Origin of the sequence: Cruoricaptor ignavus, assembly GCF_014961145.1 — a bacterium.
Classification (GTDB): Bacteria; Bacteroidota; Bacteroidia; order Flavobacteriales; family Weeksellaceae; genus Cruoricaptor; species Cruoricaptor ignavus.
On record NZ_CP063145.1, the window covers coordinates 1,284,342 to 1,304,065 of the forward strand.

The 19,724-nt window shown below is 48.2% G+C and carries 16 protein-coding genes; 6 read left to right on the plus strand and 10 right to left on the minus strand.

The genetic code is table 11. From position 1 onward, the window contains the following. Positions 1-70: 70 nt before the first annotated feature. A complete protein-coding gene (locus tag IMZ16_RS06310; RefSeq protein ID WP_317173199.1) occupies positions 71-1,873 on the plus strand; it encodes a DUF885 domain-containing protein in 1,803 nt (600 codons plus the stop codon). Between the two features lie 90 nt (positions 1,874-1,963). Here IMZ16_RS06310 and nth read toward each other — a convergent pair whose 3' ends face one another. Beyond that, complete coding sequence (nth, locus tag IMZ16_RS06315; RefSeq protein ID WP_193439332.1) at positions 1,964-2,581, minus strand: endonuclease III; 618 nt, start codon at positions 2,579-2,581, stop codon at positions 1,964-1,966. 30 nt (positions 2,582-2,611) lie between these two features. Between nth and bcp the strand changes: the two genes are divergently transcribed. Beyond that, positions 2,612-3,073, plus strand: coding sequence for a thioredoxin-dependent thiol peroxidase (bcp, locus tag IMZ16_RS06320; RefSeq protein WP_193439333.1), 462 nt, complete (start codon positions 2,612-2,614; stop codon positions 3,071-3,073). A gap of 63 nt (positions 3,074-3,136) precedes the next feature. Here bcp and IMZ16_RS06325 read toward each other — a convergent pair whose 3' ends face one another. The 3 genes from IMZ16_RS06325 to IMZ16_RS06335 all read right to left on the minus strand — a co-directional run bounded on the left by IMZ16_RS06325 (position 3,137) and on the right by IMZ16_RS06335 (position 6,417). Then, positions 3,137-4,669, minus strand: a complete 1,533-nt coding sequence (locus tag IMZ16_RS06325) for a YifB family Mg chelatase-like AAA ATPase (RefSeq protein ID WP_193439334.1) — start codon at positions 4,667-4,669, stop codon at positions 3,137-3,139. Positions 4,670-4,782: 113 nt separating this feature from the next. Beyond that, a complete protein-coding gene (locus tag IMZ16_RS06330) occupies positions 4,783-5,832 on the minus strand; it encodes a mannose-1-phosphate guanylyltransferase (RefSeq protein ID WP_227411485.1) in 1,050 nt (349 codons plus the stop codon). 3 nt (positions 5,833-5,835) lie between these two features. Next, positions 5,836-6,417, minus strand: coding sequence for a SprT-like domain-containing protein (locus IMZ16_RS06335; protein WP_193439335.1), 582 nt, complete (start codon positions 6,415-6,417; stop codon positions 5,836-5,838). Between the two features lie 63 nt (positions 6,418-6,480). On the opposite strand from IMZ16_RS06335, the gene IMZ16_RS06340 reads away from it, so the two are divergent. Beyond that, positions 6,481-7,995 carry a GH3 auxin-responsive promoter family protein gene (locus IMZ16_RS06340; RefSeq protein WP_193439336.1) on the plus strand — a complete coding sequence of 505 codons (1,515 nt, stop codon included), beginning with the start codon at positions 6,481-6,483 and terminating at the stop codon, positions 7,993-7,995. Position 7,996: 1 nt separating this feature from the next. On the opposite strand, the gene msrA is transcribed toward IMZ16_RS06340, so the two are convergent. Together msrA and IMZ16_RS06350 are read right to left on the minus strand one after the other, a co-directional pair. Then, positions 7,997-8,644: a peptide-methionine (S)-S-oxide reductase MsrA gene (msrA, locus tag IMZ16_RS06345; protein ID WP_193440815.1), complete on the minus strand. Its 648-nt coding sequence runs from the start codon at positions 8,642-8,644 to the stop codon at positions 7,997-7,999. 11 nt (positions 8,645-8,655) lie between these two features. Next, entirely contained in the window at positions 8,656-9,624 is a 969-nt protein-coding gene (locus IMZ16_RS06350; protein WP_073180060.1) for an ROK family protein, read from the minus strand. Between the two features lie 81 nt (positions 9,625-9,705). Here IMZ16_RS06350 and IMZ16_RS06355 point away from each other — a divergent pair, with 81 nt between their 5' ends. Then, on the plus strand, positions 9,706-11,181 hold the full coding sequence (locus IMZ16_RS06355; protein ID WP_193439337.1) for a GMC family oxidoreductase N-terminal domain-containing protein: 1,476 nt from the start codon (positions 9,706-9,708) through the stop codon (positions 11,179-11,181). A gap of 50 nt (positions 11,182-11,231) precedes the next feature. Here the strand turns inward: IMZ16_RS06355 and secA are convergent, their stop codons facing one another. From secA to IMZ16_RS06370, 3 genes are all read right to left on the minus strand, one after another. Next, positions 11,232-14,303, minus strand: coding sequence for a preprotein translocase subunit SecA (secA, locus tag IMZ16_RS06360; RefSeq protein ID WP_193439338.1), 3,072 nt, complete (start codon positions 14,301-14,303; stop codon positions 11,232-11,234). 115 nt (positions 14,304-14,418) lie between these two features. Next, entirely contained in the window at positions 14,419-14,640 is a 222-nt protein-coding gene (locus IMZ16_RS06365; protein WP_073180054.1) for a DUF2795 domain-containing protein, read from the minus strand. A gap of 83 nt (positions 14,641-14,723) precedes the next feature. Next, positions 14,724-15,755, minus strand: coding sequence for a GDP-mannose 4,6-dehydratase (locus IMZ16_RS06370; RefSeq protein WP_193439339.1), 1,032 nt, complete (start codon positions 15,753-15,755; stop codon positions 14,724-14,726). A gap of 113 nt (positions 15,756-15,868) precedes the next feature. Between IMZ16_RS06370 and IMZ16_RS06375 the strand changes: the two genes are divergently transcribed. Then, the gene (locus tag IMZ16_RS06375) at positions 15,869-16,663 is read left to right on the plus strand and encodes a DUF2797 domain-containing protein (RefSeq protein ID WP_193439340.1); all 795 of its coding nucleotides are present in this window, start codon (positions 15,869-15,871) and stop codon (positions 16,661-16,663) included. Positions 16,664-16,695: 32 nt separating this feature from the next. Further along, complete coding sequence (locus tag IMZ16_RS06380; protein WP_193439341.1) at positions 16,696-19,302, plus strand: hypothetical protein; 2,607 nt, start codon at positions 16,696-16,698, stop codon at positions 19,300-19,302. A gap of 65 nt (positions 19,303-19,367) precedes the next feature. Here IMZ16_RS06380 and IMZ16_RS06385 read toward each other — a convergent pair whose 3' ends face one another. Then, the gene (locus IMZ16_RS06385) at positions 19,368-19,718 is read right to left on the minus strand and encodes a hypothetical protein (protein ID WP_193439342.1); all 351 of its coding nucleotides are present in this window, start codon (positions 19,716-19,718) and stop codon (positions 19,368-19,370) included. Between the last annotated feature and the right edge of the window lie 6 nt (positions 19,719-19,724).

Below are 19,724 nucleotides of genomic sequence, written 5' to 3' on the forward strand. Positions count from 1 at the left end.
TAAGAAATAAACTTTACTTTTGCTAAGACCAGGCTCTTCTTAATTTTTCCTTGAATTTAAAAACTAAATAGTGAAAACAATTCTAAAATTTGCCCTTCTGCTATGCCTTGCTGCAGCCTTCTCCTGCAAAAAAAAAGATATGCCCCTAGCAAAGATAACCCCGATGAACCTGGACAGTATAGCGGCTAACTACTACGAGCAGTACCTGAAGATGCACCCGCTGGAGGCCACCGCACAGGGCGACTACAGATATAATGACCAGCTGCCCGTAGATATCGACAAAGATTTCATCGACACAGAAGTGGCTTTTTATAAAGGTGTCCAGAAGCAGCTCGAGAAAGTGGATTATGAAAAACTTCCTGATGATAAAAGGGTGGTTTTCGATGTGCTGGAATATACGCTGAAAGACAAGATTGAGCGCTTCGCATACCACCCGGAATACATCCCCTTCACGCAGTTCGAAGGCCTGCCGCTCACTTTCCCACTGCTTGGAAGCGGCAGCGGAAACCAGCCTTTCGAAACGGAAAAGGATTATGACGACTGGCTTAGCCGGATGGAAAAATTTCCGCTGTGGATGGATGCTGCGGTGGAAAACTTTAACGATGGCATAGCCGCAAAAACCGTGCTGCCGAAAAAGCTGGTGCTTAGGATGATAGCGCAAACCGAAAACCCGGACATCATTTCCGATGATTTTGAGCGGAATATCTTCTACGGACCGGTGAAAAATTTTCCAAAAAATTTCTCCGATGAGCAGAAGGAAAAATACACGAAGCTTTACAAAGCGGCAATTGCCGAGAAAATCATCCCTGCATATAAAAATATGGCGGGCTACCTTAAAACTACCTACCTGAACGCTGCGAGAGATTCCGACGGGATAAACGGCATTGCCAACGGCGATAAAACCTACCGCTACTATGTAAAAAGCTGGACGACTACCAATCTTTCTCCAGAAGAAATCCACGAAACAGGGCTGAAAGAAGTGGCGGAACTTCGCAGCGAAATGGAAAAAGTAAAGGCAGAGCTGGGCTTCCAAGGCTCGCTGGAAGAATTTTTGGCAAGCCTGAAAACCGACCCGAAAGCTATGCCCTACAAAACTGCGGACGAAGTTTTAGGTGCCTTTAATTCCGTTTTGAAGAAAATTCAGCCAAAGCTGAAAACGATGTTTTCCGTAACGCCAAAAACGCCGTTCGAAATCCGCCAGACAGAAAAATTCCGCGAAAGCACGGCAAGCGCAGAATATATGCAAGGCTCTGCAGACGGCAAAAGGCCAGGTATTTTCTACCTTCCGCTGCCCGAACCAAAGGCCTTCAATGTAGCTTCCGGGATGGAATCGCTCTTCCTACACGAAGCAATTCCCGGGCACCATTACCAAATTTCCATTCAGCAGGAAAATGAAGATTTGCCGAAATTTATGCGCTTCGGCTGGCTCGGCGCTTACGGCGAAGGCTGGGCGCACTACTGCGAAACGCTGGGCCCGGAACTTGGGCTCTACACGGACCCTTACCAAAAAATGGGCTACCTGAGCGACCAAATGCTGCGGGCGGTTCGGCTGGTAATTGATACTGGCATACATTCTGGCAAGATGACAAGGGAAGAGGCCATAGCCTATTTCCTTAAAAATGTGGCGTACGACGAGAATTCCGCAACGGCGGAAATTGAGCGCTATATGGCTTTGCCTGGCCAGGCTTTGGCTTACAAAGTGGGCTCCCTAAAAATCAAGGAATTGCGTGGAAAATATTCCGCGAAGCTTGGGAAAAATTTCTCCCTGCCGAAGTTTCACGACGAGGTTTTAAGCCAGGGCTGCCTGCCGCTTGCCGTTTTGGAAAGGAAGATGGAAAACTGGGCAGCCCATCAGGAAAAAGGTAAAAAGTAATTTTAGAGCTAAGAGTTGAGAGCCAAGACGCAAGATTCAGCGGTGCAAAAAACTTTTTACTTTTGCCTTTAAAGTCTTGGTTCCTAGTTCTTAAACCTCAAGTCTTTTAGTGATAAAATCCCCTTCCCGCTTGCCTTTTGCCGGCGAATATTCCCTGCCGTAATAGATGATTTGCAGGTGAATTTTATTCCAGCGGTTTTTCGGGAAAAGTTTTTTAGCATCGGCTTCAGTTTGCGCCACATTTTTCCCGTCGCTCAGTTTCCACAGCTTCATCAGGCGGTGAATGTGCGTATCCACCGGGAAAGCCGGTACGCCGAAACTTTGCGCCATCACCACCGAAGCCGTTTTATGGCCTACACCTGGCAAGGCTTCTAGCTCCTCGAAAGTTTGCGGCACTTCGCCGCCGTGCCTTTCTACCAGAAGCTCGGACATTCGTTTTAAATTCTTCGCCTTTTGGTTGGAAAGCCCTATTTCTCGGATAAAATCCTTGATTTCATCCACTTCCATGGCTGCCATTTTCTGCGGCGTATCAGCCCGCTTGAAAAGTTCGGGCGTTACCTGGTTCACCTTTCTGTCGGTAGTCTGGGCGGAAAGCGCTACCGCAACTAGCAGCGTGAATGGGCTGTAGTGGCTGAGCGGGATGGGAACTTCCGGGTAAAGTTTTTCGAGCTCATCCATCACGATTTGTGCGCGCTGCTTTTTCGTCATCCTCCGTAAATTTGCCCAAAAATAATTATTATGCTAAAAGTTGGCGACAGACTGCCGGATTTTGAAGGCGTAAATCAGGATGGAGAAAGGGTGTCGTCCGAAGATTTTTCGGGAAAGAAACTCATCGTTTTCTTTTACCCAAAGGCCAATACGCCTGGCTGTACTGCGGAAGCCTGCAACCTTTCGGACAATATTTCCAGGCTGAAAAATCAGGGGTTTGAATTGATGGGAATTTCGGCAGATGCAGTGAAAGCGCAGAAAAAATTCCACGAGAAATTTAATTTTCAGTACGATATAATTGCGGATGAAAACCGGGAAATCATTGAAAAATTCGGTGTTTGGCAGCTGAAGAAATTTATGGGCAGGGAGTTTATGGGCATCGTGCGCACCACTTTCATTTTCGATGAAAACGGCACCTGCACGAATGTTATCGATAAAGTGAAAACCAAGGAAGCTGCGGAGCAGATTCTGGAAACGGTAAGGATCCAATAAATTTAAAAGCGGTTCAGCTTTATTACTTTTTTCTTGGCTCTTGGTTCTTGTGTCTTAGCTCTCTTACGCATTCCAAAACTCTCTGTCCAAAGAGCGGTACTGGATGGCTTCGGCGATGTGTGGCGGCCCGATGCTTTCGGAATTATCCAGATCGGCAATTGTGCGGGCTACCTTCAGAATTCTGTCGTAGGCTCTCGCCGAAAGGTTGAGTTTTTCCATCGCTGATTTTATTAAATTCAGCGAAACATCGTTCAGGCCGCAGTATTTCTCGATTTCCTTCGGTCCCATCTGAGCGTTATAATTAATGTCCAAATCGGCATAGCGCTCGGTTTGGATTTTCCGCGCATTCAAGACTCTTTCCCGAATTGCCGAGCTGGATTCTCCCTTCCGCTTATCGGAAAGCTGCTCGAATTCCACCTTCTGCACCTCTATGTGGATGTCAATCCTGTCAAGCAGCGGCCCGGAAAGCTTGTTCATATACCGCTGCATTTCATAGGCGGAAGATGTGTTGTTCGGGTCGTCCGGAAAATAGCCGCTGGGCGAAGGATTCATACTTGCCACAAGCATAAAGCTCGCAGGGTAGTTCACCGAAAACCTTGCCCGCGAAATCGTAACCACGCGGTCTTCCAAAGGCTGCCGCATCACTTCCAGCACGCTGCGCTTGAATTCCGGCATCTCGTCCAGAAAAAGCACGCCATTGTGCGCCAGCGAAATTTCGCCGGGCTGTGGGTAGCTTCCGCCGCCTACCAGTGCCACATCGGAAATCGTGTGGTGCGGATTGCGGAAAGGCCGCACCGTCATTAGCGATGTTTCCGCACCGATTTTCCCGGCCACTGAGTGAATCTTCGTAGTTTCCAGCGCTTCCTTCAAAGTGAGCGGCGGCAAAATGCTCGGGATCCTCTTCGCCAGCATCGTTTTTCCGCTTCCCGGCGGACCGATCAGGATGATGTTGTGCCCGCCTGCTGCAGCCACTTCCATTGCCCGCTTTGCTGTTTCCTGCCCTTTCACTTCAGAAAAATCGAAAGGGAAGCGCTGCGCCTTTTCCTGAAATTCTTTCCGCGTATCTATCACCGTTCTTTCCAGCGGCTTGCCTTCGTTGAAGAAGTCAATCACTTCCCGTATGTTTTCCGCGCCGTACACTTCCAGGTTGTTCACAATGGCCGCTTCCTTCGTGTTTTGCTTCGGCAGGATGATGCCCTTGAAGCCTTCTTCCCTTGCCTGAATGGCTATGGGCAGCACGCCTTTGATGGGCTGCAGTCCGCCATCCAGCGAAAGCTCGCCCATTATGATGTAATCGCCGATGCTTTCTGCGGCGATGAGGTTGGATGCCGCCAGAATTCCGATGGCGATGCTGAGGTCGTACGCCGAGCCTTCCTTCCGAAGATCGGCCGGTGCCATATTGATGGTGATTTTCTGCTGCGGAAGTTTCAGGCCTACATTCTTCAGCGCGGCAGAAATGCGGTGGCTGCTTTCCTTGATGGCGTTGTCCGGAAGCCCTACCAGATGGTAGCCCACGCCTTTATCCACATTCACTTCTATGGTGATGGTTTGCGCAGAAACACCGTGGATGGCACTTCCGAAAACTTTGACGAGCATCTGAGTAGAATTTAAAGTTAAGGGTTAAAAAGTTTAAATATTGCTGGGGTGTTTGTTTGGGAATTGAAAATATGAACCATCACAAATTTGCAAATTCCTAAATCACCAAATTTCTAATCTCTCAATTTTCCCACATACTCCTTTATCAGCTGGTCATTTTTTCTTGGGCAGATTAAGAGGGCATCCTTCGTATCCACCACGATGAAATCCTGCAGCCCATCTATCACCGCTACCTTTCCAGCCGGCATTCTCACCGTGTTGCCTTCCGAATTGTAAAGGAAAATCTTTTCGGAATTTACCGAATTTCGCTCGGCATCTTTTTCCGCATTTTCAAAAACGGAAGTCCAGGTGCCAAGGTCCGTCCATCCTAAATCTGCCGGAATTACGAACACATTGTCCGCCCTTTCCAGAATGCCGTTGTCAATGGAAATGTTATCAACTTTCGGGTAAATTTCCGCGATGCATTCCGCTTCTTTCTCCGTGTTGAATTCGCACTTTTCAAATTCCTGCAGCATTTCGGGAAGGTGCTTTGCAAAGGCTTTCAGGATGGTATTGGCATTCCACACGAAAATTCCCGCATTCCAAAGATACTCGCCGGACTGTAGGAATTCCTGCGCGATTTCCAGCTTCGGTTTCTCCGTGAATTTTTTCACCTTGGAAATTTCGCCGCCGTTTTCTGCAAAATTAATGTAGCCATAGCCAGTATCCGGCCTCGTTGGCTGGATGCCCAGCGTTATCAGGCACTCGTTTTCTGCGGCGGCTGCCAGTGCGCTTTCAATTTTTTCGGCGAAGGCATCTTCCTTCAAAATCAGATGGTCTGCCGGAAGAACGACGATGTTCGCTTCCGCATTTTTCGCCAGGATTTTCTTCGCCATATAAAGGTTGCAGGCTGCGGTGTTCCGCATCATTGGTTCGCCCACGATGTTTTCCGCAGGAATTTCCGGCAGCTGTTCCCGGCAAAGTTCGATGTACTCTCTGTTGGTAATTACCAGGATGTTTTCCGGCGAAATTACTTTTTTAATTCTGTCGAAAGTCTGCTGAATCATCGTCCGTCCTGTGCCTAGGATGTCCTGAAACTGCTTAGGGTTTTGCTGCGTGCTCATCGGCCAGAACCTGCTTCCAATGCCTCCTGCCATTATCACGCAAAAGTTGTTTTGCTTCATCGTTCAGAGTTTTTGCACCGTAGCCAGCGGCTTGAAAAGGTACTGCTTTCCGGTGCGTGCTTCCCTGCAAAGATAATTGATTTTCCGCCGTGCCAAAACTTCGTAATCCCTGCCTTTGTAAGAAAATCTTTCTCCAGCGGAAAGCTCTTCCACCGTCACCAGATTTCCATCCGAATTGTGGAAGTAGCGCGCTATGCCGTGGCTTGCCAGAAAATTGGCCTTTGGCGATTTGGCGAATTTCAGGATTTCCGGCCGAAGGTCTTCCGGATAAACGGCAAGGCTTTCCACCAGCATTTCCCTGAAGGTATGCTTCCACTCTTTTCCGTGCGGAAGGATGTTTCGGCCGAATTTTTCAAAGGCGATGAGGTGCGCTATTTCGTGCGTGAGGACGAAGAAGAACAGCGGCCTTGGCAGCGTGGAATTGATGGTGATTTTATGGCTGCCGTCCTTCAGTTTGCGGTAGTCGCCCAGCTTGCTTTGCCGCTCCTTCGTAATCCTGATGTGCAGCGAAAAGCTGCCGCACCAGCCTTTCAGGTACGGCAATGCATTTTCCGGTAAAAATTCGGGAAGTTTTCCGATTGGCATTCTGCAAATTTAAGCAAGGCTAAAGCATCATCAAAATTGAAAAATCCCTAAATTTGTTTCCCTATGGCAACAAAGGCGCTTTTTAATTCCGTGGTGAATTGGTTCATCAAGCAGAGGATGGATGATATTGAAAAATTCATCCAAAACCCGATAGATACGCAGGATGCCGTGCTTCTCTCGCAGCTTTACCGTGCGGAAGATACGGTGTACGGCAGGAAGTTCGGCTTTAATGACATCCGGAATTACGAGGATTTTCAGCGGCAGGTTCCCATAGTGGCCTATGAGGAAATAGAGCCCTTCATCGAGCGAGCGAGGCAGGGCGAAAAAGATGTGCTTTGGCCGGGCAGCGTGAAGCATTTTGCCAAATCATCCGGCACTACGAATGCCAAGAGCAAATTCATCCCGATTACGCAGGATTCTTTGGACAGGTGCCATTACAAGGCAGGGAAGGATATGGTGTCCATTTATGCCAATAATCATCCTGATAATCAATTGTTTACGAATAAAAACTTGCGGCTTGGCGGAAGTGCGGAGCTTTACGAACATTTCAACACGAAATACGGCGACCTTTCTGCCATCCTGATTGAAAACCTGCCTTTCTGGGTGGAAATTACCACCGTGCCAAGCAAGAAAGTTTCCCTGATGAGTGAGTGGGAAAGCAAGATGAAGGCGATAGTTTCGGAAGTGCGCGCTGCTGATGTGGGCAGCCTTGTAGGCGTGCCAAGCTGGATGCTGGTGCTGTTGCAAAGGGTGCTGCAGGAAACCGGTGCGGAGAACATCGGCGAACTTTGGCCCAATCTCGAAGTGTTTTTTCACGGCGGCATCAGCTTCAAGCCGTACCGTGAGCAGTACCGGAAGGTCATCGGCAGGGAAATAAATTATTACGAAACTTACAACGCATCCGAAGGCTTCTTCGCAATACAGGACAGGCCGCACGAAACGGATATGCTGCTGATGCTGGATTACGGCATTTTCTACGAATTCCTTCCGATGGAAGATTTCGGGAAGGAAAATCCGAAAGTTGTAAGCCTGGCAGATGTGGAACTTGGGAAGAATTATGCCGTAATCATCAGCACAAATGGCGGCTTGTGGCGCTACCTGATTGGCGATACGGTGGTTTTCACTTCGCTCAGTCCGTTCAGAATCAAAATTACGGGCAGAACGAAGCATTACATCAATGCCTTCGGCGAAGAGCTGATGATAGATAATGTGGAAACCGCGCTGCAAAAGGCCTGCGCAGAAACGAACGCCGCCGTTTCGGAATATACCGGTGCGCCGGTTTTTATGCAGGATGGTGCATCCGGTGCGCACGAATGGATTTTTGAATTTGCAGAAAAGCCTGATGATTTCGCAAAATTCTGCCAAAGCTTTGATGAAAACCTGAAGGCGCTGAATTCCGACTACGAGGCGAAGCGCTATCAAAATATGACGCTGAACGAGCCCGTGATCCACATTGCGCGGGAAAACCTTTTTTACGACTGGATGGAATCCCGCGGAAAACTGGGCGGGCAGAACAAGGTGCCAAGGCTCAGCAACGAAAGGGACTACATAGAGCCGCTGCTAAAAATGAACAACTGATCTAATCCTCTATCATCCCTAAATCCTGAAAATGCTTTCGGAATTTCTGGATTTTTGGACCCACCACCGCGCTGCAGTACGGCTGGCTGGGGTTGGCTTTATAGTAACCCTGATGATAATCCTCCGCAGGATAAAACTCCGTAAAAGGTACCACTTCCGTCACTACTTTTCCGGCATATTTTCCTGAAGCATCGATTGCTGAGATTTCTGCCTCGGCTCCCCTTTTTTCCTCCTCGTTATTATAAAAAATTACAGAGCGGTATTGCGTCCCGATGTCATTCCCCTGCCGGTTTAGCTGGGTAGGATCGTGAAGGAAGAAAAACACATCCAAAAGTTGCTGGTATGAAATTTCCTGCGGATTATAGGTAATTTGCACAACTTCAGCGTGGCCGGTACTCCCTGTGCAAACTTCTTCATAAGTTGGGTTTGGAATGCTTCCGCCGGAATATCCGGAAACAGCGCTCTCCACGCCCTTCAGCATATTGAATGCGCCCTCAATACACCAGAAGCAGCCTCCTCCAAATGTGATTTGTTTTAAATTTCCCACTTTAACTTTCTTATTTTGAATTGGTTTCGCCAGGTTTTTCTCCGTTTGCCCACTGCAGGAGATGAGAAAAAAACAGGCTAAAAATTTGAAAATATTCCTCATTAAATCCTCCCTTACTTCTCCCAAACAAGGGCGCTAGCGCCGAGGATCGCGGCATCCGCCTCGCTTAGCTCGCTGAAAATAAGCTTTACCTTCCCCCGGAAGTGCGGGAAGAGGTTTCGCTCCATATGCAGCCTCGTAGGCTTCAGCAGAAAATCTCCCGCCTGAATGACCCCGCCGAACAGCAGAATAGCCTCCGGGGAGGAGAACATCACAAAATTCGCCAACGCCTCGCCGAGTCTCTGGCCCGTATAGCGGAAAACCTCGATTGCCGTAGCATCACCTCGCAGCGCACATTCGTGTACGGTTTTTGCGTTAATTTCCTCTTCAGGATATTCATTCAGGACGGACTCTGGGAACTCAGCGCGCATCTTCTTCGCTGTGATGGCTATTCCCGTTGCGGAGGCATAGGCCTCCAGGCTGCCCTCCGAGCCTGTGTTCCAGTGCTTGCGCCCTGCAGGTTTTACTATCGTATGCCCCAGTTCTCCGGCAAATCCGTCGTGGCCGTAGATCAGGTTACCGCCGCTTACAATGCCGCCGCCCACGCCCGTACCGAGGGTAATCATTATAAAATCCTTCATCCCGCGTGCCGCCCCGTACATCATCTCCCCCAGCGCTGCCGCATTGGCATCATTGGTGATCTTAGCCGGCACACCAAACTTCTCCGTAATCATCCCAGCAAATGGGATGGTGCCGCGCCAGGCGAGGTTTGCCGCATCCTCTATCGTGCCCTTGTAATAGTTGGCATTCGGGGCGCCTACCCCTATGCCCCGGAGGGTCTTTCCATTTAAAAACGGACTTATTACGGGCTGTATTTTTGCGTGCAGCGCATCTACAAAATCCTCTACCACGGGGTACTGGTCGGTACGCATCCAGCCTTTCACTAAAATCTCGCCGGTAGGCGTTACCAGACCAAATTTCGTATTGGTGCCGCCCACATCGATGCCGAGGGCTACTTCTTTTGAAAATCCATTTTCAGACATTTGGGAAAATTTAAAGCCATAAAGTTACTGAATTTCGTGTTAATTTGCGGCTCTGGCATTAGATTTTCTCTGTTAAAAATTATGGAAAACCCTGATAAAGCTTTTTCAGAAAACCTCATCATAGGCACTGGCTACAGCGGCGCGGTGGCTGCCCTGCGCCTTGCAGAAAGAGGGAAGCCCGCTACTATGCTGGAGATGGGCCTGGACTGGGGCAAGGCAGGCATCCCGTTTTCGCGGATGATAAGGCCCGGGCGCTCCGCAGCGTGGCTCCGCAGGAAAACGATAGCACCATTTTTGAATATTTTCCCCTTGAAAAAATTCACCGGTACGCTGGACCGCTGGGATTACCCTTTCATAAAAATCTGGATGGGCAGGGGCGTGGGGGGAGGCTCCCTGGTGAATGGCGGCATGGCGGTACGCCCGAAGCAGGATTGGCTTAAAAAAAAACTTCCCGAGCTGGATGATGAACTTATTTACCAAAAATACTTCCCCCTGGCAGAAAAAGAGCTAAAAGTAAATACAGCGGATGAAGACTTCCTGAGCCGCTCCGACTATTACCAATTCTCCAGGGTGGGCGAGATGGAGGCGCGCAAGGCAGGCTTCCGAACCGTTCGCGTGCCGAATGTTTATGATTTTAAGCATATGGAGCAGGAGCACGGCGGAGGCAAGCCTGGCTCGGCTTTCCGAGGGGAGGTGATATACGGAAACAACCACGGGAAAAACTCTCTTGACAAAACTTATCTGGAAAAAGCCCTGGCTACGGGAATCGTAGAAATCCGCGAGCTTCATCACGCGCAGTCCATCCGGCAGGAGGCGGACGGAACCTACACCGTTTTTGTGAATAAAATAAATACTCTGGGCCAGGTGAGGGAGAAAATTGAGATGCGCTGCAGGAACCTGTTCCTCTGCGCGGGCACTATGGGCACGCTGGAGCTTTTGTTGCGCTCCAAAGCAGAGCACCAACTTCCGATGAATGAGGAAGTCGGAAAAAACTGGGGCAATAATGGGAACTTTATGACCGGGAGGAGTTTCGTTCAGATGTTCCGGGGCGGTACCGGCTCCCGGCATTCTACCATACCCGTGGGCGGTATAGATAATTGGGACGATCCGGAGCATCCTTTTTTTGCGGAAATCGCGCCACTGCCTACCGGCATAGACCTGGCTACATCGCTTTATCTGATGATCATCCCGCCAGATAGGCCAGGCAGTGTGTCTTACAATGCGGTGACACGGAAGATTGATGTGCATTGGGATGCGAGCAACACTGCGAAAATGCGCAGAACCGCGGACTATTTTATCCGGAAAATGAATGCCGCCAACGGCGGTATGCGCTCGCTGCTGCTTTTCAAAAATGGGTTCGGGGCGGATATCTGCTACCATCCTCTGGGTGGTGCCGTGCTGGGCAAAGCCACTGACCTTGGCGGGCGGCTGAAGGGGCATAGGAACCTCTTCGTGCTGGATGGCTCCTTGATTCCGGTGTGCGTGGGTGTAAATCCCTTCCTGGCAATTACGGCACTTGCGGAATATTGTATGGAAAAAATCCTGAGGAACGCATAAAAAACTCCGCAGTTTTCTTTGGTGCGGAGTTTTTCATTCAAGTTTTAATTCTAAGCCGGTATCTCTCCTTTATAAAGAAAGCCGATGATTTCCCTGTTCATCTTGTCCACCATTTCGCTGAAAAGGTAGAAGGATTCCTGCTTGTAAATTACCAGCGGGTCTTTCTGCTCGTACACCGCGCCTTGTGAAGAACGGCGAAGATCATCCATTTCGCGAAGGTGCGTTTTCCAATTTTCATCGATGATGGCCAGCGTCACATTCTTCTCAAAATCGTTAATCAAACTTTCGCAATTCGTCTCGTAGGCCTCCTTCAGGTCGGTCACTATGGTCATCGTCTTATGCCCGTCGGAAAACGGCACCTGTATCATCCGGAAAAGATTGCCCTGATTTTCGTACACATTCTTGATGATCGGCATTGCCTTTTCCTTCAGCAGTTCCAGGCGCATTCTGTAATCTTCCTCCGCAGCTTTGTAAACGATGTTGGCAAGGTCTGCCACAGATTTATTTTTGAAATCCGCTTCGGAAACCGGTGAGCCCATCGTGAAATGCTTGATGATTTCAAACTCAAATTCCTTGAAATCTCCGGCGGCTTTCCCAGCGGAAACGATGGATTGCGACACATCGTAAATCATATTGGAAATATCGTACTTCAAGTGGTCTCCAAAGAGCGCATTCTTGCGCCGCTTGTAAATCACATCGCGCTGCTTGTTCATCACATCGTCGTACTCCAGCAGCCTTTTTCGGATGCCGAAGTTGTTCTCCTCCACCTTTTTCTGCGCCCTCTCTATCGATTTGGAAATCATCGAGTGTTGAATAACCTCCCCCTCTTTATGGCCCATCCTGTCCATCATTTTGGCAATTCTTTCCGAGCCGAAAAGCCTCATCAGGTTATCCTCCAGCGAAACATAAAACTGCGAGCTTCCCGGGTCGCCCTGCCTTCCTGCACGGCCTCTCAGCTGCCTATCAACACGGCGGGAATCGTGGCGCTCCGTACCGATAATCGCCAAGCCGCCGGCTTCTTTCACGCCTTCGCGAAGCTTGATATCCGTACCTCTACCTGCCATATTCGTTGCGATGGTTACAACGCCCGGCCTTCCGGCTTCCGCTACGATTTCTGCTTCTTTTTTGTGAAGTTTCGCGTTGAGAACTTGGTGCGGAATTTTCCTCATCTGCAAAGCCCTTGAGAGCAATTGCGAAATTTCCACGGAGGTTGTTCCCACAAGCACCGGCCTTCCCTGCGATGTTAATCTCTCGATTTCCTCGATTACCGCGTTGTATTTTTCGCGGTTGGTTTTGTAAACTAAATCGTGGCGGTCGTCCCGCTGAATCGGCTTATTGGTAGGGATTACCACCACATCCAGCTTGTAGATTTGCCAGAATTCTCCGGCCTCCGTTTCCGCAGTACCAGTCATTCCCGCAAGCTTGTTATACATCCGGAAATAATTCTGCAAGGTAATGGTGGCAAAGGTTTGCGTAGCCGCCTCAATCTTCACATTTTCCTTCGCCTCTATGGCCTGGTGCAGCCCGTCGGAATACCTTCTGCCTTCCATAATCCGGCCGGTTTGCTCATCCACGATTTTCACCTCGCCGTCTATCACCACATATTCATCGTCTTTTTCGAAGAGCGTGTAGGCCTTCAGAAGCTGGTTCATCGTGTGGATGCGTTCGGATTTTTCGGCAAAATCTGCGAATAGCTTTTCCTTTTCGGCAAATTCTTCTTCCTTGGTTAAATTCTTCGCTTCCAGCTCTGCAATTTCAGTTCCGATGTCCTGAAGCACGAAGAAGTTGGGGTCAGAATTTCCCTGAGACATATAGTCCACGCCCTTATCCGTCAGGTCAACCTGATTATTTTTCTCATCTATTACAAAGTACAAATCTTTATCAACGATCGGCATATCGCGGTTGTTGTCCTGCATATACTTAGCCTCGGTTTTCTGCAGGAGCGTTCTGTTTCCGCTTTCGGAGAGGAATTTTATCAGCTGCCTGTTTTTCGGCAAGCCTCTGTAAGCCTGCAGAAGTTTGAAACCGCCTTCCGTGGTATTGCCCTGGTTGATTAGCCTTTTGGCGTCGTTGAAAATGGTGGTAATGGTTTTGCGCTGCACTTCCACGATTCTGTCCACCGAAGGTTTCAGCACATCAAATTCCTGGCGATCGCCCATTGGTACGGGGCCTGAAATGATGAGCGGCGTTCTGGCGTCGTCCACCAATACAGAATCCACCTCATCCACAATGGCGAAGTTCAGCTCCCGCTGCACCAGTTCTTGCGGAGAACTTACCATATTATCCCTCAGATAATCGAAGCCGAATTCATTGTTCGTACCGTAGGTAATGTCCGAATTGTAGGCCTTTCTTCTCGCGTCAGAATTGGGCTGATGAAGGTCGATACAATCGATGCTCATCCCATGGAACTGATACAATGGCCCCATCCACGCTGAGTCCCTTTTGGCAAGATAATCGTTCACGGTAACCACATGGACGCCTCTTCCAGGAAGCGCATTCAGGTAGATTGGCAGCGTGCCCACCAGCGTTTTACCTTCTCCGGTAGCCATCTCGGCTATTTTGCCGCTGTGCAGCACCACGCCGCCTATAAACTGCACATCGTAGTGCACCATATCCCACACAATCTGCGAGCCTGCGGCGTTCCAGCTGTTTTTCCAAACCGCCGTATCCCCCTGGATTTCCACGAAATCGCGGGTTTCCGCCAGCTCTCTGTCCCAGTCTGTAGCCGCCACGCGAATTTCGCCGTTCTGTGCCCAGCGCCTTGCCGTTTCCTTCACCACGGAAAATGCTTCCGGCAGAATTTGGTTCAGCACTTTTTCTTCCACAGCGTAGGAATCTTTCTTCAGGGCTTCCACACGGCTGAAGAGCGCTTCCTTCTCGTCCACATTCTGCGTGGTTTTTATCTGCTCACGGATTTGCTCAATCTGCGCGGTGATGTCTTTCGTAGCGGTTTGAATCTTTCCTTTAAACTCGGCGGTTTTCGCGCGAAGTTCATCATCGGAAAGCTGCGCAATGGCAGGCTCTGCCGATTTTATTTTGGAAACTACTTTCTTTACTTCCTTCAGGTCGTTCGCGTTTTTATCGCCGAGAAAGCCTTTCAGGACTTTGTTTAAAAAACTCATTGTTTTAATGCTTTAGGCCGTGGCTGTATGCCGTGGCGCTGCCGAAAAACGGCATTATTATTAAATGTAAAAAGCTCTAAGCCTGCCGCCTAAAGCCTTTGGCTAACTGCCTTTTTTAGTATTCATCCTCGTTCCAAAGGAAATCTTCCTCGGTAGGATAATCGCTCCACACTTCCTCGATGGATTCGTAGATTTCGCCCTCGTCCTCTATGGCCTGCAGGTTTTCCACCACTTCCATCGGTGCACCGGTTCTTATGGCATAGTCTATCAGCTCAGCCTTCGTCATCGGCCAGGGTGCGTCGCTAAGGTAGGAAGCGAGTTCAAGTGTCCAGTACATATTTTAAATCGTGTTTTTAAATTTTTGCAAAAGTATAAAATTGAGGCCTACAAAATCCGCGAAATACCGTTTTCTGAAAAATTTTATTTGCGGCGGCTCAAAAACCATTCCACAAAGATTTTTATGCCAGTTTGGAAGTCGGTTTTCGGCTCGTAGCCTATCAGGCTTTTCGCCTTCGTAATGTCTGCATTCGTCAGTTTCACATCGCCAGGCTGCATCGGCAGCATTTTCCGCTTCGCTTTTTTGCCGAGCGCATTTTCGATGCTTTCCAGCATTTCTGCCAAATTGACCACCTGATTTTCGCCAAGGTTGATGATTTCGTAAACGCCCGCATTTTCTTCCAGAAATTTAATGGACTTGGTAACGCCATCTATGATGTCATCAATAAAGGTATAATCCCTTGCTGTATGGCCATCTCCATAGAACGGGATTTCGCCGCCTTCATCGATGATTTTGGTGAATTTATGAATTGCCAAATCCGGTCTTTGCCTCGGGCCATAAACCGTGAAAAACCGCAGCTGCACCATATCGATTTGGTAGAGATGGTGATAGGTGTGCCCGATGATTTCCGTGGCTTTCTTCGTGGCAGCATAGGGTGAAATCGGCCGGTCCACATTGTCGGTTTCTGAAAATGGCACCTTTTCATTGTTCCCGTAAACGCTTGAGCTGGAAGCACATACGAATTTTTTAATGCCAAATTCTTTGCAGAGCTCCCAGAGATTCATTGTACCCTGGATGTTCACGGCTTCATAATCCAGCGGCCTTTCAATCGACGGCCTTACGCCGGCCAAAGCTGCAAGATGAACGATTAAATCAATTTTATTTTCGGTGAAGATTTTCCGCAGCGCATCTTTATCGCGAAGGTCATTATAGTAAAGCCTGTAATTATCTGACCTGGTAATTTCCCTTAGGCGCTGAATATCAGCATCTTTCGAAGAAAATTCAAAATCATCCGGATTTTCGGCCACAGATTCCAGCGTGTTTTTTACCTTGATTTTATAATCGTAGAAATCGTCAAAATTATCAAGATTTATGACAGAATGTCCGCTTTTCAGAAGCGTTTCCGCTAGGTGTGAACCGATAAACCCGCTTGCTCCGGTTATTAGGTAGTTCATTGAAAATTAATAAGTTTCAGATTTTCAATGTGCTGAAAATCTTTTTTGTTAACAAAAATACAAATTTGCTAAAGAACTTATTTGCTATTTTTACCTATTAATTTTTTGGGGAAATGATTTTTGAAGGACAGCTGAGAAAGATGTGTACACAGAACGGAAAACCGGTGCAGTATTACCTGAATCTTTCCGGCGACCTTATTAATATGAACCAATTGTTTGGCGAGAAAATAGCCTTGCAACACATTGGTTATCAATGCTTAAGCTGCAATTCTGACCAGAAAATTTTCCGTATGGGCTTCTGCAAAAAATGCTTCTTCGAAAGTCCGTATGCCAGCGAAACCATCATTCGTCCCGAACTTTCCAAAGCGCATCTTGGCATAGGTGATAGAGATTTTGAAGTGGAAAGCGCGATGCAGCTTGTGCCGCACATTGTGTACCTGGCGTACACCGGCGATGTGAAAGTGGGCGTTACGAGGGAGAGCCAAATCCCGACAAGGTGGATAGACCAGGGCGCTACTTTTGCGCTGCCGATAGCACGCACCGAAAACCGCTACGAAGCCGGAATGATAGAGGTGGCGCTGAAAAAACACCTGCCAGACAAGACGAATTATAAAAAAATGCTGCAGTGCGAATTTGAAAGCGAGGTGGATCTGCACGATTTCCGGGAGAAAATCAAGGAATATTTCCCGGAAAATTATCGGAATTTCTACCGGGACGATAATGAAATCTGGCGCATCGATTACCCTTATCAGCAACCGGAAAATGTCTCGGTTTGCACGCTAGAAAAATCGCCGAAAGTTGAGGGAATTCTGAAGGGAATCAAAGGGCAATACCTTGAGTTTCAGGACGATACATTCATCAACATCCGTTCGCACGAAGGCTTCTTGGTGCAGTTGTGCATCGGCTGAAAACTTAAATTTCGTTTAACTACATTTGCCCAATGAAAAAGTGGCAAAAAATTACGCTCATCGTGCTGGGCAGCCTGCTCGGGCTCATCATTCTCCTCAACATCGGGCTTAATCTTTGGCTGAAATATGGATTGCCGGATACTATAAAGAAAAATTCCGACTATAGGGTAGATTACAGCCGGCTTGATGTGGACCTGATGACAGGCAACATACTTGCCGAGGATATTAAAATTGGAACCAAAAATCCGGAAGATAAAGAAGTTCTTGGCATTGAGGGAACCGTAGATACGCTGAAAATCAGTAAGTTAGGATTGATAAAAGCAGCCACGCAGCAGAGGATTAATTTCAGCGATCTGCAGCTTGACAAGCCAAATCTTAAGATTACTCTTGCCAAAAAGGATCCTCAAAAGGAGAAGAAAAAACAGAGCATCCCGGATTTCGATAATGTGAAAATCACAGGGGGGAATGTAGTGGTTTTGAATGAGCGGCAGTCCAAGGTATTCTCTGGCAACAATCTGAATATCAACTTACAAGATTTGAATTTCGTTTCAAAGCCATCGCTTAGCATTATCCCCTTTGTGTTTGGGAAATTAGACATCCACGGGGATAATATTTTCTTCCGTTCCGATGACATTTATGCGATGAAGGCTACAGAAATCAATACCGACGGGGGGCAAATCCAGATAAAAAATTATGAGCTGATCCCGCTGCTTACTCACCAGCAGTTTATGAAATTTTATCCTAAAAAGCGAAATTTATTTGATTTAAAAACAAAGGAGGTAATTTTTACGGATTTCAAAATTGACAAAGAGAAGCTGAAACTGGAAAATGTCACTCTTTCCGAGCCGCGTCTGAAACTCTACACCACCACTGCGAAAACCGAAAAAAAGGAGCAGAGTTTTAAGTACAAAGTCAATCTGGAAAATGCTAAAGTACTGAATGGCAAGGTGGATATCATCTATCCCGACGGCAATACGATGATGGATGTGGAAAACCTCGGGATGGAAATTACCAAGATTTTTATGGACGAACAAACCGCCAAGGGGAACATTCCGTTCAATTACGAAAAATTCAAAATAACAGGAAAGGATTTAGATTATTTCAGCCATACCCAGCACATCGCCGTCAATATTTTTGCCATCAATAAAAAATCTGCAGACCTGCGCCAGATCAGCCTGAAACCGCTCGCCAGCAATGCTACCACTACAATCTTTGACCTTAATATCTCCCGCGCCCGGCTGCTGGTAAACGATTGGAGCCTGGAGAACGATAAGCTGAAGATGGATGCTGAAAAAGTAGAAATCGATGAGGCTAAAGGTAAAATAATGCCGGCAAGAAATCCTAAAAATAAGAAGGCAGACTATTCCGGAATCGCCTTCCCGCTGAAGCTAAAGACTTTCGCGCTGAGAAATTCTGACATAATCCTCAGCGGGGACAAGCAGCCGCTAGCTATGGCTGATATCAACGCCACGCTCTCGGATATTATAATGGATGAGGCTTCGTCAAAAAACAAAATACCGTTCCGCGCCGGGGATTACAACCTTGATCTGAAAAGCATTAACTATGAAATGCGCCCATTCTACCGCCTGAGCTCCGGCAAATTTATCCTCAAAAAACACAGCGCGCAGCTGAGGGATTTTAAATACTCCCCGCTGGTAACCAGGGCACAGTATGTGCGCATGATACCGCACGAGCGCGACCTGTACGACATCAAGGCGGGCAGCATAAACATCACCGGCGACTGGGACCTCTTCTCCGACACGAAAATATTCAACGGGGAAAGCGCCTCCATCGATGGGGTGGTGGCAAACATTTTCCGCAGTAAAATCCCCCCGGACGACCTCTCGGAGAAGCCGATGTATTCCGCCGCGCTCCGGAAAATAAAGTTTCCTTTTTTCCTGAAACAGACAAAGATCAACAACGCCTTCCTGGAGTACGAGGAGGATACCAAAAGCAGCGACGGGCCGGGGAAGCTCACTTTTTCTAACCTGAGTATGGACATCCGCAACCTGAATTCAGGCAAAATGAAAGGTAAACCGACGGAGGTTCCTATTGATGTCTCCGCATCTTTTATGAAAGCCTCTCCGCTGAAAGTAAAATGGATTATGAACACCGCCGCAGCGGATGATGCCTTCTCTATTTCGGGTACTATCCACGACCTGCCCGCGCCCCGCATCAACCCTTTTGTGGAGCCCTATCTCGGTATACGCACCACGGGCACCATTGAGCTGCTGAAATTTGACTTCCGGGGGAACAAGGAGGGCATACGCGGCACGGAGCAGCTACACCCCGTGAACCTGCGGGTTCAGTTTGTAAACGATGAGGGCGGCGTGAAGAAACTAGCCACGGGGGTGGCGAATATCTTCATCAGCGGGAACAAGAGCGAGCCGAAATCTGCGGACATAGGCTATGTACAGAGGGATAAGACCAAGTCTTTCTTCAATATGTTCTGGAAGGGCGTACAGGAGGGGCTGGCGAAAATACTCATCAGCAAGAACCTCAGCGTGAGCAAATTACAAGGCAGGAACACACCAGAAGGACAGAGCAGCAACGATTCCGGGAAGAAAAGTAAAGCTGATAAAAAAGCCGAAAAGAAGGCGCGGAGAAACGAATCCAAAAACAGTAGTCTTTGGAACTGATGAAGATTTCTTCCTAAAAAAAATCCCGGCTTTAGGCGGCCGGGCTTTTTAAAACTTTCTGATATCTATTTGTCAAAATCATATTCATCATCTTCCTCTACCGGGATGCTGCGTACGAATTCATCAAACTTATCGCCAGGGTAGTTGCTGTCCGCCCCATAGGAGTCAATCATATAGCCCTTGTTGCCATCCTTATCTTCGAGGAGATAGAGCACCGCATTGTCCGACGGATCACTCATTCCCTCAAATCTGTAGGACTTTAAGATTTTCAGCTCTTCGGGTGTGTACTGGTGTTCGGAGTCTTTCAGTAGCATCTCGCCCTGGGCGTTCATGCAGAATTCTCTTGTTACATTCTTGTCTTTGGCAAGCTTTGCCATCACCTGGCTCAGCGTAAGCATTGGTTTCGGTTCTTCCATTGTTTT